We start from the raw sequence: 13,031 nt of genomic DNA, 5'->3' as shown, positions 1-13,031 counted from the left end.
TTCCCGCGCGCGAAGGGTTCTCAAACGCTGAAAACCATTGCAAATCCGACGAAAAACCGGCACAACTGATAGTCATTCGCCATTACGTTGGTTCTCGGCAGCCCTCTAGCAAGGGTAGAATGCGCAAAACCGGAGCCGCAATGAACCACGACCGCCTCAACCCCAGCCCTGACGATGCCATCACCGACGCCGCCGCGCACTGGTGCATGCGCCTGCACGCCGAAGATTGCACGGCGGCCGAGCGCGAGGCATTCGCCCGCTGGCTGGCGGCCGACCCTCGGCATGCCGAGGAATACCAGGCAATGCTGGAAATCTGGCAAACCGCCGACCTGCTGCCACGCAATGCCACCGTCATCGACTTCAACCCGCCCGCCCGGCAGGCCGCCCGCACACCCAACTGGCGGCCGCTGGCGTCAGCTGCTGCAATTGCCCTGGCGGTGCTGCCCCTGGCTGGCTGGCTGGGCTGGGAACAGGGCTGGCTGCCCAACCACTACCAGCACTTCGAAACTGGCGAGCGCATGCAGACCGTCGAGCTGAGCGACGGCAGTACGGTGCAACTGAACCTTAACACCGAGTTCACCTACCTCAACTACAAGGACCAGCGCCAGGTCACGCTCAAGCGCGGCGAAGCGTTCTTCAATGTGCAGCACGACAGCAGCCACCCGTTCATCGTGCATGCCGGCCGCGGCCAGACCCGGGTCACCGGCACCCAGTTCAACGTGTGGAAGTATCAGGACCAGGTCAAGGTCACCCTGGTGGAAGGTTCGGTACTGGTGTCCAGCGATGGCAGCGCCGGTGGCTATCGCCTTGGCCCAGGCATGCAGGCCAGTTATCACAAGGGCGACTTTGAACCGCAGCTGGAACAGAGCAACGACTACGGCAACAGCCTGGCCTGGCGTGGCGGCAAGCTGGTGCTCGACAACCTGAGCCTGGAACAGGCACTGCCGGTGATCAACCGCTACCTCGACACCCCGCTGCTGCTGGCCGATGCTGCCACCGGGCGCATTCGCATCAGCGGCATCTACAACACCCGCGAGGTTGGGCGCCTGGTCAACAACCTGCCCAAGGTGCTGCCGGTCTATCTGACCCGCAGCAAGGACGGCAGCACTGTGCTCAATCGCATCTCGCCGCCGCCCCACAAGCGCTGACGCCCGCTCCCCTCAAAGCGTCATGGCCGCCAACCAGCCAAACGCCAGCAGCGGCAGGTTGTAGTGGAGGAAAGTCGGCACCACGGTGTCCCAGATGTGGTGGTGCTGGCCATCGACGTTCAGGCCGGAGGTCGGGCCCAGGGTCGAGTCCGAGGCGGGCGAGCCGGCATCGCCCAAGGCACCGGCAGTACCGACGATGCACACCGTGGCCAACGGGTCGAACCCGAGCTGCACACACAGCGGCACGAAAATCGCGGCCAGGATCGGTACGGTAGAGAACGACGAGCCGATGCCCATGGTTACCAGCAGGCCCACCAGCAGCATCAGCAAGGCACCCACACCTTTGCTGTGGTCGATCCACTGCGCGGACGTTTCCACCAGGCTCTGCACTTCACCGGTAGCCTTCATCACGTCGGCAAAACCGGACGCGGCAATCATGATGAAGCCGATCATGGCCATCATCTTCATGCCTTGGGTGAACAGGTCGTCGGTGTCCTTCCACTTGACGATGCCCGACAGCGAGAAGATCAGGAAACCGACCATGGCGCCGATGATCATCGAATCCAGCAACAGCTGGACGATGAATGCCGCACCGATCGCCAGCCCGGCCACCAGCAGGGTCAACGGGTTGTACTGCACGCTCACCTGCTCTACCTGCTCGATGCGCCCCAGGTCATAGTCGCGCTTCTTGCGGTAGCTGACGCATACCGCCAGCAGCAGGCCTGCGAGCATGCCGGCGGCGGGGATGGCCATGGCGTGGGTGACATTGACCCCGCTTATGTCAACACCGGCGCGGGCAACGTTGGCCAGCAGAATCTCGTTGAGGAAGATGTTGCCGAAGCCCACGGGCAGGAACATGTACGGGGTGATCAAGCCGAAGGTGATCACGCAGGCGATCAGCCGACGGTCGATGCGCAGGCGGGTCAGCACGTACAACAGTGGCGGCACCAGCAGCGGAATGAAGGCAATGTGGATGGGCAGGATATTCTGCGACGACACCGCCACCACCAGCATCAGGCCGATCATCAGCCATTTGACCTTGCCGCCATTGGCATGGCCCTGGCGGTCGATCATGGTCAGGGCCCGGTCGGCCAGGGCATGGGCCAGGCCGGACTTGGCGATGGCCACCGCAAAGGCGCCCAGCAGCGCATAGGACAAAGCCACCGTGGCCCCGCCACCCAGGCCGCCGTTGAAGGCCTTGAGCGTGCCTTCGATGCCCAGGCCACCCACCAGCCCCCCCACCAGGGCGCCGATGATCAGGGCGATGACCACATGCACGCGGGACAGGCTGAGTATCAGCATGATGCCGACCGCGGCGATCACTGCATTCATGGTTGGCTTACCTCATTACGACGGAAAAAGCGCGAACTCTGAAGCAGTGGGCGGCAGATGTCAAAAGCGCCATGTTGCGGCGGATTTCGCAGAGGCCGAGATTTAAATTGACTGTTTGAATAAAGAAAAAATGGAGGGGGCCGATATCGTGAGAGGCCAGGCCCCTGTCGGCCCAATCCGAAACCATCCCAAAGCCACCCCAGCCCCAAAGCCATAACCCTTACTGCTCAAAAAAAAAGGGATCCGCCCCATGCCTTTGCGACAACTCTCCATCCAGTGGAAGATCACCCTGCTCGCCGGCCTCTGCCTGGCCGGCATCGTCACCTTGCTCGTCGGCCTGTCGCTGTACCGCATGGACCACAGCTCGGACCTGGTCAAGGCCAGCAGCATGCAGATGCTGACCGAGGCCGCCCAGTCGCGCATCGAGTCGCAAGGCGAAGTGCAAGCGTTGAACATCCGCCGCCAGTTCATGGACGCTTACCAGTACGGCGCGGGCTTCGCCCGCCAGGTGCTGTTCCTGCGCGAGCAGGCAGAAAAACGCTTTCTCGATGCCTTCGACCTGCGCGAAGACCTGACCCGCCAGGTGCGCGCCGCCCTGCAGGCCAACCCCGACCTGCTGGGCTTGTCGCTGGTGTTCGAGCCCAACGCCCTGGACAACAAGGACAGCCTGTTCGCCGACAAGGCCGAACTGGGCAGCAACGAAACCGGGCGCTTTGCCCTGTACTGGTCGCAACCGCGCGCCGGCCAGCTGACCGCCATGGCACTGCCCGAGCATGACATGGCCGACACCCAGATCGGCCCCAGCGGCCAGCCGGCCAACACCTGGTGGGTATGCCCGCGCAATACCGGCAAGGTGTGCGTGGTGGAGCCCTACTTCTACACCATCGATGGCCAGCAGGTGCTGATGACCAGCATCGTTTTCCCGCTGGCCGTCAATGGCAAGATCATTGCCACCCTGTCCATCGACATCAACCTCAACAGCCTGCAGGCCCTGAGCCAGGAGGCCAGCCGCAGCCTGTACGAAGGCCGCACCACGGTCGGCATCCTCAGCCCGGTCGGCCTGCTCGCTGGCTATAGCGCCGACGCCAGCAAGCTGGCCCAGCGCTTCGACCAGGTCGACCCGGCCAAGGGCGCCGAACTGGTGCGCAAGCTGGCCGATGGCAAGCTGAGCATCCTGCACGACCAGCAGCGCCTGAAGGTGCTGGCCGCGTTCCGGCCGATCCCCGATGCCCAGCCTTGGGGCGTGTTGCTGGACGTGCCGGAAAACGCGCTGACCGGGCCCGCCGAAGCACTGCAGCAGGAACTGGACGCCCTGAACACCAGCGGCACGCTGCTGGAGCTGGGCCTGGGCCTGGCTGCGGCCATTGCAGGCTTGCTGATGGTCTGGCTGATGGCCCGAGGGGTTACCCGTCCCATCCTCGGCGTGGCCAGCATGCTCAAGGACATCGCCAGCGGTGAGGGTGACCTGACCCGCCGCCTGACCTACCACAAGCAAGACGAACTGGGCGAGCTGGCAGGCTGGTTCAACCGCTTTCTCGACAAGCTGCAGCCCACCATTGCCGACGTCAAACGCTCGGTGCAGGCCGCCCGCGGCACCGCCGACCAGTCCTCGGCTATCGCCACTGAAACCAGCGCCGGCATGGAGCAGCAGTACCGCCAGGTCGACCAGGTGGCTACTGCCTCGCACGAAATGAGCGCCACCGCCCAGGACGTCGCCCGCAGCGCCGCGCAGGCCGCACAGGCAGCGCGCGATGCCGATCAGGCCACCCGCGAAGGGCTGGCGGTGATCGACCGCACCACGCACAGCATCGACGCCCTGGCCGCCGACATGAGCAATGCCATGGCCGAAGTCGAAGGCCTGGCACAGAACAGCGAGAAGATCGGTTCGGTGCTGGAAGTGATCCGCTCGATTGCCGAGCAAACCAACCTGCTGGCCCTCAACGCCGCCATCGAAGCCGCCCGCGCCGGTGAGGCCGGCCGTGGCTTCGCGGTGGTCGCCGACGAGGTGCGCAACCTGGCCCAGCGTACCCAGGAATCGGTGGAAGAAACCCGCCAGGTGATCGAGGCGCTGCAGAACGGCACGCGCGAAGTGGTCGGCGCCATGGACAACAGCCACCGCCAGGCGCAGAGCGGTGTGCAGCAGGTGGGTCAAGCCGTCACCGCGCTCCAGCGCATCGGCCAGGCAGTGACGGTGATCACCGACATGAACCTGCAGATCGCCTCGGCCGCCGAGGAGCAAAGTGCGGTGGCGGAAGAGATCAACAACAACGTGGCAACCATCCGCGATGTCACCGAATCGCTGTCGGGCCAGGCCAACGAGTCGGCGCGTGTCAGCCAGTCGCTGAACAGCCTGGCCAACCAGCAGCAGGCGCTGATGGACCAGTTCCGCGTGTAACCACGTCGGGGCCGACGCTTGTCGGCCCTCGCTCATGCCTCGAACACGCCTCCACCCAGAATATGATCCAGCAGGACCAATGCGCCATGCACATTGGGCCGTGCCCCCATTGGCAGTACATCGGTGTCGGCTAGCCTCGCGTCGTCGTAGCCAGACTGCATCACCAGTTGGTGCATCTGGTTGCCGTTGAGGTAGATGTGATGGTGCTGCATGGCATAGGACTGGATGAGACTCAGTGCACCACACACCATGGGTGTGGCGCTCGAAGTGCCACCATAGGTGGCGGTGTAGTCCCGGTCACTACCGGCAAAATCCTGCAAGTCCGAATAGGAAAGCGTGACTACCCTGTCGCCCCAGGCATTGAGCATCCGATAAGGATAGTGGTGGTTGGAATACAGATGGGGCTTGCCATCGTATGACCGGCAAGCCCCCACCAGGATGACGCCTGCATCACCATGGTCCTGGAAATAAGACCAGTTGCTCAGGTCCACACCTTCGCTCTGCCGTGTACCTTTATTCGCGATGGTCTGGTTACTGCCATTGGCCGCAGCATTTACCACCACCGCACCACGCTGCGCCAGTTGCTTCATCACTGACCACCAGAGTTTGTCGTGCAAGGCGGGCAGCATGGTGCTCAGCACACTGACATGGGCCGTCTGGCGATTGATCCCGACAATGTCACCAGGCTCTACGTTGCGCAGTAGATCCTTGAGTGCCTGGTAGCTCCCCTGTGCATCTGTCTTGATGTGGTTGTACACGTACAACTCGCTGTCATGGCTGATCCCTGTTGCGCCGAAGCCATTGCGTGCGGCCAGTATCAGCCCGACTGAAGCAGTGCCGTGGTCCGCGTAGGTTTGAGGTTCTATCGAGACAATTTTCAGATTGGGGTTGTCCCGCAAGTCTTCATGCCGGGCGTGCAGCCCTTCATCGCTGAAATGGATACGGCTACCTTTGCCAGTCACATCGCCCGTCCACGCTTTTCGTACATTCAGCCCCTGCCAGCGCGGCCCCGGCTGATCCAGGTAAGTCTGACGCGCTTCGAAATCAGGCGTTGCCGTGGCATTTTCGTGTGCGCGGTTACCGGCCACCACTGCAGCCCCCGTCAATACCGTCGCTATCAGGCCTGCAATACCGAGTACGAAAATATTGGGGGGCGCGACTGGCGGCAAGAAATGCATGTTCTGCACGTAGTCCAGAGCCGAAAGCGTCTTCAACAGCTCGATGTACGTGTCGTTGAGCATGCTCGCAGGCTGGTCGAGCAGACAGCAATCACGCAGCGCTTCAAGCTTGTGCTCATCCCGCTCCTGCTCGCTCAGCACTGGCCGGGGCATCAACACCGTTTTCAGATTCGGCCAGTAGCGAACCAGAACCGAACCGGAGGTTGGCTCCAGGTCATTCAGCAGGCGCGCATGGCCACCTTCGCTGAACACCACAATCAACGTCGGGCAAGACACGCCCGGCGCCAGCACGGGCAGCGCTTGGGCGAGCAGTTCGGGCACCACCGTTGGCGCAACTTCGCGTTTGCGACGTGCGTCAGTCGAAGACAACGGCACTTTGTCCAGAACACTACGGTTGATCTCCTCGGCCTGGATATCGAGCACCAGCGGCGGCATGTCGATCACACCAGCAGCCCCGGTCGGCCGGTTCATCGCCCGTGCATGCTCATCCAGCAAGACCACCCTGGGCAGTATGGAATAGACGCCCGCTGCTTCTTCCGCAACCAACGTGGCCGGGCAACCGTGGTCGCTCAGTTTGCCGCTGCGCGCCTGGGAATAGGCTGAAACACCTTTGAACGACACCGGCCCATCCGGCCCGGCCCGTTCGAGTTCGTAGCGGATGCGGTTGACCTTGTGCAGGTCGGGCCCGCTACAGCGAACGTGCAACTTGCCGTCGAAGCGGAAGTTTCGGTAATAGACAAAGTCAAGGTTCAGGGTCATGGGATGAGGCCTCGCGAAAAAGTGGTCGCCACATGGCGGCGACCACCTTTGCAACCTGCCAGCCCCGGTGGCACTGGGGCCCCGTTCCCTGGCAGCAACGCAGGCTTGCGCGGGCGTCGTCTACACTTGCCGGCAGCCACCCACCGGCAACCCACGAGGCCCTGATGAAAACAATTCAAGCGCTGCTGGCCGGCCTGCTGCTGGCTGCAGGCGTGGCCAGCACCGACAGTGCTGCATCGGCAGATCGCCACACACCTATCCACTTCGGCGCCCTCACCTGGGAAAGCGGGGCACTCACCACCGAGATCCTGCGGCTGATCACAGAGCACGGTTATGGCTACCTCACCGCCACCCTGCCCGGCAGCACCGTGAGCCTGGAAGTGGCGCTGGCACGCAACGACCTGCAGGTGATCGCCGAGGAATGGGCCGGGCGCAGCCCTGCCTGGATCAAGGCCGAACAGGCCGGCCAGGTGTTCGCCCTGGGCGACACGGTGAAAAATGCCGAAGAAGGCTGGTGGGTACCGGACTACGTGATCAACGGCGACAACCAGCGTGACTTGAAACCCGCTGCGCCAGGCCTTAAAACGGTCGAAGACCTCAAGCGCTACCCAGAGGTGTTCCGCGACCCCGAGTCACCCGGCAAAGGGCGGTTTCTCAACAGCCCCAGCGGCTGGACTTCGGAAACGGTCAACACCCAGAAACTGAAGGCCTATGGCCTGGATGAGTTCTACACCAACTTCCGCAGCGGCTCCGGGGCAGCGATGGATGCAGAAATCAGCGCAGCCATCCGCCTGGGCCATCCCGTGCTGTTCTATTACTGGAACCCGACGCCGTTGATGGGGCGCTACAAGCTGGTACGCCTGGAAGAACCCCCGTTCGATGCCCAGGCGTGGGCCACCCTCACCGATGCCGGCAACCCCAATCCAAAAGGCAGCCAGTCGCTGCCCGCCAAGCTATCGATAGGCGTTTCCAAAGCCTTCCGCGAGGGCTATCCCGAGCTGGTGTCGATGTTCGAAAAAGTAGACATCCCGATTGACCGTCTGAACCAGGCACTGGCGGCAATGAGCGAAAATCGCACGCCCCCTCGCGAGGCTGCCCTGGCGTTTCTGCGTGACAACCCCGAGGTGTGGAAAGCCTGGTTGCCTGCCGAGGTCACGGCCAAGGTCGAGGGCAGCTTGTGAACGACGGCTTTCCCAAAGCCCTGCAATTCTCCTTTGCCGACAGCATCAACCGGCTGGTCGACTGGCTGGTGCTGCATTACGGCGATCACCTGCGCAGTGTCTCGGACCAGCTGCTGCAACTGCTGGTCGGCCTGGAAAACCTGCTGCGGCTGACACCCTGGTGGCTGTTGTTGCTGGTGGTCGGCACGCTGGCCTGGCACGCCAGCCGCAGCCTGCTGCGCAGTATGGTGCTGGTCGCGTTGCTGGCATTCATCGGCATGCTCGGGCTGTGGGACAAACTGCTGCAGACCCTGGCCCTGGTGCTGGTCAGTACCGGCCTGTGCGTGCTGGTGGGTGTACCGCTGGGCATCCTCCTGGCCACCCGCCCGCTGGCACGGCGGCTGTTGCTGCCGATGCTCGATGTGATGCAGACGCTGCCGGCCTTTGTCTACCTGATCCCGGTGCTGATGTTGTTTGGCCTGGGCAAGGTGCCCGCTGTGTTTGCCACGCTGGTCTACGCCCTGCCACCGCTGGTACGGCTGACCGAGCTGGGCCTCAGCCAGATAGACCAGTCGTTGCTGCAGGCCGCCCACGGTTTGGGCGCCAGCCGTTGGCAGCGGCTCCGGCGGATTGCCTTGCCGCTGGCGCTGCCCAGTATCATGGCCGGGCTCAACCAGTCGGTAATGATGGCCCTGTCGATGGTGGTGGTGGCATCGATGATCGGCGCGCGCGGGCTGGGTGAGGACGTGCTGGCGGGTATCCAGACCCTGAATGTGGGCCAAGGGGTAGAGGCCGGGTTGGCCATCGTTGCGCTGGCCATGGTGATCGACCGGATCAGCCAGGCGTATGGGGGGAGCAGGCGCTGAATCGGGTAGCCTGGATCGGCGCCAAGGGCGATCCCCGTGCGCCTTGCCGCCAATCCCCCCGAGCCTGACAATGCAACCCTGCCAACACAAACCGGCCCCCTCGGCATGTCCCTCAAAGCCCTGCGCACCCTGGTGACCATCGCCCGTCACGGCACCTTTGCCCGTGCCGCCGACCTGCTAAGCCTCACCCCCTCGGCAGTGAGCCTGCACATCAAATCGCTGGAAGACGAACTGCAGGTGACGCTGTTCGACCGCAGCCGCCGCCAGGTCGTGCTGACCGAAGCCGGCCAGCTGGCGGTGGCCCGTGCCGAAAGCATTCTGGCCGCTTATGACGAACTGGCCGACGCCCTGGCAAGTGGCCCTGGCCTGCGCGGCCGCCTGCGCCTCGGGGCCATCCATACCGTGCTGGCGCGGCGGCTGCCCAGGGCCCTGGTGTGGATCAAGGCCCACCACCCGCAACTGCACATCAGCGTGGCCTCCGGCATGTCGGCAGAACTGGCGCGGCGCGTGGAAGACGGCGAGCTCGACGCGGCGATCACCACCGAACCGGTCAGCCCCTACCCGCAGAACCTCGACTTCACGCCCTTGTTCGAGGACCGCTTCTGGGCCATTGCCAGCCCTGAGCTGGCCGGCCACAGCGTGCCGCAGCTGCTGGCCAGTCAACCCTTTCTGCGCTTCGACAAACGCGCCTGGGCCGGGCGACAGATCGAACAGGAACTGCGCCGGCAGCACTTGCAGGTAAGCGAGCAGATGGAACTGGACAGCCAGGAAGCCCTGGCACGCATGGCGGTGATGGGCCTTGGGGTGGCCATCATCCCAATGGCCGATGACGACCTGCAACGCCTGCCACCGGCCACCTGCCTGCCATTTGGCGAGCCCCAGCTGACCCGGCGGGTGGTGTTGCTGGAGCATGAAAAAAGTCAGCGGCGGCATTTGAGTGCAGTATTGAAAACCGCGCTGGAAGCGTGAGGGCGCCGAGGCCACAGCGCGGGCCGGAGTAACATGCATTTTTCCTCAATGGTCAGTTAAGAAAACAACGTTTCTACAAATCAGTTGCCGCCAGTAATGTGATCCCGTACCCGACTACGGAACGTCACCCATGCTCCAGTTGCTGCTGACCACCTTGCTGCCGATAATCTTGCTGATTGCCTTGGGCAGCTTCCTGCGCCTGCGCAGGTTTCTGGCTGAAAGCTTCTGGCCCGGGGCCGAGCGCCTCAGCTACTACGTACTGTTGCCGTCACTGTTCCTCCACGGCCTGGCCACCGCCAACCTGGACGGCGTACCGGTACTGGGCATGGTCGGTGTACTGATGCTCTCGACACTGGCGGGGGCCGTGCTGCTGGTGCTCTACCAGGGCGCGATCAACCACGATGGCGCCGACTTCACCTCGGTGTTCCAGGGCGGCATCCGCTTCAACAACTACATCGGTGCCACCCTGGCTGCGGGCATCTATGGAAGCGCCGGGATTGCCCTGGCGGCGGTGGCCAACGCGGCCATCGTGCCGCTGGTCAACCTGCTTTGCGTGCTGGTGTTTGCGCGCTTCAGCGCTCGCCATAGCTCGCCCGCCACGGTGCTGAGGGCGATCTTCGCCAACCCGTTGATCGTCGGTTGCGCAGGCGGCCTGTTGCTACGGGTAACTGGCCTTGGCCTGCCGGCCGGCATCGAACCTACGGTCAAGGCCCTGGGCCAGGCTGCCCTGCCGCTTGGGCTGCTGTGCGTTGGCGCGGCCCTGGGTGGCGCCCGCCTGGGCCAGCAGGTGCGGCCGCTGATGGCGGCATCGGCGTTCAAGTTCCTGGTCATGCCGCTGACCACCTGGGGCCTGTGCCGGGTGCTCGGCCTGAGTGGCCAGGCCGCCGTGGTGGCGGTGCTGTTCCAGGCTCTGCCTACCGCTTCGTCATCCTATGTGATGGCCCGTCAAATGGGCGGCAATGCGCCCTTGATGGCGACGATCATAGCCCTGCAGACCGTGGCCGCCGCCGCCACACTGCCTTTGGTATTAATGCTTACGCTTGGCTAGACTCAGATTCAACCCACACTTCGGAAGCTTGGACCATGCGCCTATCGTGGATGGTAGTTGGCTTGACCTCGGCCCTGCTCGCAGGCTCCTTGCAGGCCGCTGACCCGGCCAAGGCTGCGGTCGCCGAGGACAAGGCCGAAGTGCTGGAGCAGAAAGTGGCGAACGATGCGCCTGCGCCGAAAAAGGCGGAAACCCTGACACCGAGCGAAGCGAAGGCCGTCGACCCTGCCGGCCAGGCGCCGCTGGACGACAGCATTACCTGCCTGGCCCGCACCATTTACTGGGAGGCCAAGGGCGCCGACGCCAAGGACATGGCCGCCGTTGCCAGCGTGGTGCTCAACCGCCTGGGCCATGATGGTTTCCCGGACACCATCTGCGGGGTGGTCAAGCAGGGTGTGGAGACCAAGGCCTGCCAGTTTTCCTGGTGGTGCGACGGGCGCTCCGACCAGGTCGAGGAAGCGCAGCGTTACGACGTCGCCAAGGAGATCGCACGCAAGGCGCTGAACCAGCAACTCAAGGACCCCACCGGGGGTGCACTGTACTTCCATGACCGCACGGTGCGCCCGGACTGGGCCAAGGCCTATCGACGCACCGCGCAGACCACGCACTTCCTGTTCTACAAGCCGAACCAGGCGTTGGCACGCTAGATCTGAAGTCGAGCGTTCCCGTGAAGCGTCGATGTTACGAATGATTACCAAACCGCCGCACTTTTCCGGCGACCAGTGGTCTACTCCCTCTTGTGCCGGCAGCAACCCACGCCGGCGTTTTCATTGCTTTGCATGACCCCGGGCCAAAAGCCCCGGGCTTGTGTAGGATGAGCAGCGCATACCACGACGCTGCCAGTCACAGGGAGATCCACATGCGCGTCCTGCCATCACTTGCCGCCTTGTCACTGGGCCTGGTCGTCTCGACCGCGGCGCTGGCTGTTACCGGCGAAGAGGCGCAACTGATCGACTCGATCAACGTCTACCGCAGCAAGGCCCAGCCCTGCGGTGGCGAGGCATCGCTGGAGCTGCCGCCGCTCAACAGCGATACCCGCCTGGCGCTGTCGCCAGAGGGTACCCGCGACCTGCAGCAGGCCATGACCCGCGCCGCCTACCCCATGGTCAACGTCCAGGCCATAAGCCTGTCCGGGCCGCGCGATGCGCGCGCCGCAATGCATGCCATTGAAGAAAGCTTCTGCCAAGTGGTGCTCGACCCGCAGTTCGTCGATATCGGCGTCAGCCAGGAGGGCCGCGACTGGCGCATCGTGCTGGCGCGGCCGCTGCTCAGTGGCCGCCTGGGCGACTGGCAGGCCGAGGGGCAGAAGGTGCTGCAGGCAATCAACGACGCGCGCAAGGTGCCTCGACAATGCGGCGGCCAGCCCTTCGCCGCCGCCCCCGCGCTGGCCTGGAGCACTGCGCTGGCCGGCGTCGCCGCCAACCACACGCGGGCCATGGCCAACCAGAACTTCTTCGACCATATCGACAAGGATGGCCGTACCCCCGGTGACCGTGCAGAGCTGGCTGGCTACCTGTATCAGCAGATCGGCGAGAACATTGCGGCCGGGCGCGACACTGCGCACAAGGTAGTCGAGGGCTGGCTGGACAGCCCGGGGCATTGCGCAACGCTGATGAATCCGGACTTCCGTGAGCTGGGTGCTGCCTATGCAGTAGACCCGAAGAGCGACGCAGGGATCTACTGGACAGGGTTGTTCGGCTCGCCGCAGTAAGCCTGCCTGAGCGCCAGCGCGGTACAACCAAACCGCCGCCGCACGCACTTGCCCAAGTGACTGGCGTCGGCAAAACCCACCTCATCGGCAATTTGCATCAGGCTGTGGCTGGAGTTGCACAAGCGCCAGCGCGCCTGCTGCAAGCGCATCTCCAGCCACCAGGCCTTGGCGCTCACGCCGTGGCTGGCCTGGAACTGCCGGTCCAGTTGCCGCCGGCTGATGCCCAGTTGCGCAGCCAACTGCTCCACCGCCACTGGCGTGCCCAGGTGATGGCGCATCAATGCCTGTGCCCGCTCCGCTTGCCGTCCTGGCCCGCCGCCGAGTTCCAATGAGCGCAAGGCATGGCGGCTGTCGCGGGTTTCATCCACGAGCATGTCGGCAAGCCCCGAAGCGCAGCTTGTCGAGAAAGGCACCGAACGGCAGCAGGGCAAAATCCGGCAAGGGCGGATAAGCAAGCGGATGTCA

General features: G+C 63.9%; 10 protein-coding genes and 2 pseudogenes. 9 read left to right on the top strand and 3 right to left on the bottom strand.

Features of this window, described 5'->3' with window-relative positions; translation table 11 throughout:
- Positions 1-140 precede the first annotated feature (140 nt).
- The gene (locus tag AC5O5I_RS11920) at positions 141-1,148 is read left to right on the top strand and encodes a FecR family protein (RefSeq protein ID WP_494512626.1); all 1,008 of its coding nucleotides are present in this window, start codon (positions 141-143) and stop codon (positions 1,146-1,148) included.
- Positions 1,149-1,160: 12 nt separating this feature from the next.
- On the opposite strand, the gene AC5O5I_RS11915 is transcribed toward AC5O5I_RS11920, so the two are convergent.
- On the bottom strand, positions 1,161-2,480 hold the full coding sequence (locus AC5O5I_RS11915) for a Na+/H+ antiporter family protein (protein WP_172228108.1): 1,320 nt from the start codon (positions 2,478-2,480) through the stop codon (positions 1,161-1,163).
- A gap of 250 nt (positions 2,481-2,730) precedes the next feature.
- On the opposite strand from AC5O5I_RS11915, the pseudogene AC5O5I_RS11910 reads away from it, so the two are divergent.
- Together AC5O5I_RS11910 and AC5O5I_RS11905 are read left to right on the top strand one after the other, a co-directional pair.
- Positions 2,731-4,017, top strand: a pseudogene (locus AC5O5I_RS11910) (methyl-accepting chemotaxis protein); the annotation flags it as partial.
- Positions 4,018-4,119: 102 nt separating this feature from the next.
- On the top strand, positions 4,120-4,875 hold the full coding sequence (locus AC5O5I_RS11905) for a methyl-accepting chemotaxis protein (protein ID WP_494512755.1): 756 nt from the start codon (positions 4,120-4,122) through the stop codon (positions 4,873-4,875).
- Between the two features lie 32 nt (positions 4,876-4,907).
- Here AC5O5I_RS11905 and AC5O5I_RS11900 read toward each other — a convergent pair whose 3' ends face one another.
- A complete protein-coding gene (locus AC5O5I_RS11900; protein WP_494512625.1) occupies positions 4,908-6,812 on the bottom strand; it encodes a S8 family serine peptidase in 1,905 nt (634 codons plus the stop codon).
- Between the two features lie 164 nt (positions 6,813-6,976).
- On the opposite strand from AC5O5I_RS11900, the gene AC5O5I_RS11895 reads away from it, so the two are divergent.
- The 6 genes from AC5O5I_RS11895 (at position 6,977) to AC5O5I_RS11870 (ending at position 12,566) form a co-directional block, all read left to right on the top strand.
- Positions 6,977-7,993 carry an ABC transporter substrate-binding protein gene (locus AC5O5I_RS11895; RefSeq protein ID WP_172228114.1) on the top strand — a complete coding sequence of 339 codons (1,017 nt, stop codon included), beginning with the start codon at positions 6,977-6,979 and terminating at the stop codon, positions 7,991-7,993.
- The gene (locus tag AC5O5I_RS11890) at positions 7,990-8,838 is read left to right on the top strand and encodes an ABC transporter permease (RefSeq protein WP_172286258.1); all 849 of its coding nucleotides are present in this window, start codon (positions 7,990-7,992) and stop codon (positions 8,836-8,838) included. The genes AC5O5I_RS11895 and AC5O5I_RS11890 overlap by 4 nt, the downstream gene beginning before the upstream one ends.
- 105 nt (positions 8,839-8,943) lie before the next feature.
- A complete protein-coding gene (locus AC5O5I_RS11885) occupies positions 8,944-9,807 on the top strand; it encodes a LysR family transcriptional regulator (RefSeq protein ID WP_172229602.1) in 864 nt (287 codons plus the stop codon).
- A 130-nt stretch (positions 9,808-9,937) separates the two neighbouring features.
- Positions 9,938-10,855, top strand: a complete 918-nt coding sequence (locus tag AC5O5I_RS11880; protein WP_172229605.1) for an AEC family transporter — start codon at positions 9,938-9,940, stop codon at positions 10,853-10,855.
- A gap of 35 nt (positions 10,856-10,890) precedes the next feature.
- Entirely contained in the window at positions 10,891-11,502 is a 612-nt protein-coding gene (locus tag AC5O5I_RS11875; protein WP_172229608.1) for a cell wall hydrolase, read from the top strand.
- A gap of 212 nt (positions 11,503-11,714) precedes the next feature.
- Complete coding sequence (locus AC5O5I_RS11870) at positions 11,715-12,566, top strand: CAP domain-containing protein (protein WP_172229611.1); 852 nt, start codon at positions 11,715-11,717, stop codon at positions 12,564-12,566.
- Here the strand turns inward: AC5O5I_RS11870 and AC5O5I_RS11865 are convergent.
- Positions 12,533-12,952 (bottom strand): annotated as a pseudogene (locus tag AC5O5I_RS11865) (helix-turn-helix domain-containing protein); the annotation flags it as partial. The gene AC5O5I_RS11870 and the pseudogene AC5O5I_RS11865 overlap by 34 nt on opposite strands.
- Between the last annotated feature and the right edge of the window lie 79 nt (positions 12,953-13,031).

It is taken from the genome of Pseudomonas sp. 9_2_1, from assembly GCF_059295275.1.
This window is presented reverse-complemented; position numbering and strand designations above follow the sequence as displayed.

What these genes read in the sequence shown, in the direction of transcription:
- AC5O5I_RS11920 (WP_494512626.1), top strand. Translation starts at nt 141, where the DNA reads ATGAACCACGACCGCCTCAACCCCAGCCCTGACGATGCCATCACCGAC.
- AC5O5I_RS11895 (WP_172228114.1), top strand. Translation starts at nt 6,977, where the DNA reads ATGAAAACAATTCAAGCGCTGCTGGCCGGCCTGCTGCTGGCTGCAGGC.
- AC5O5I_RS11900 (WP_494512625.1), bottom strand. Translation starts at nt 6,812, where the DNA reads ATGACCCTGAACCTTGACTTTGTCTATTACCGAAACTTCCGCTTCGAC.
- AC5O5I_RS11870 (WP_172229611.1), top strand. Translation starts at nt 11,715, where the DNA reads ATGCGCGTCCTGCCATCACTTGCCGCCTTGTCACTGGGCCTGGTCGTC.
- AC5O5I_RS11915 (WP_172228108.1), bottom strand. Translation starts at nt 2,480, where the DNA reads ATGAATGCAGTGATCGCCGCGGTCGGCATCATGCTGATACTCAGCCTG.
- AC5O5I_RS11875 (WP_172229608.1), top strand. Translation starts at nt 10,891, where the DNA reads ATGCGCCTATCGTGGATGGTAGTTGGCTTGACCTCGGCCCTGCTCGCA.
- AC5O5I_RS11905 (WP_494512755.1), top strand. Translation starts at nt 4,120, where the DNA reads ATGGAGCAGCAGTACCGCCAGGTCGACCAGGTGGCTACTGCCTCGCAC.
- AC5O5I_RS11885 (WP_172229602.1), top strand. Translation starts at nt 8,944, where the DNA reads ATGTCCCTCAAAGCCCTGCGCACCCTGGTGACCATCGCCCGTCACGGC.
- AC5O5I_RS11880 (WP_172229605.1), top strand. Translation starts at nt 9,938, where the DNA reads ATGCTCCAGTTGCTGCTGACCACCTTGCTGCCGATAATCTTGCTGATT.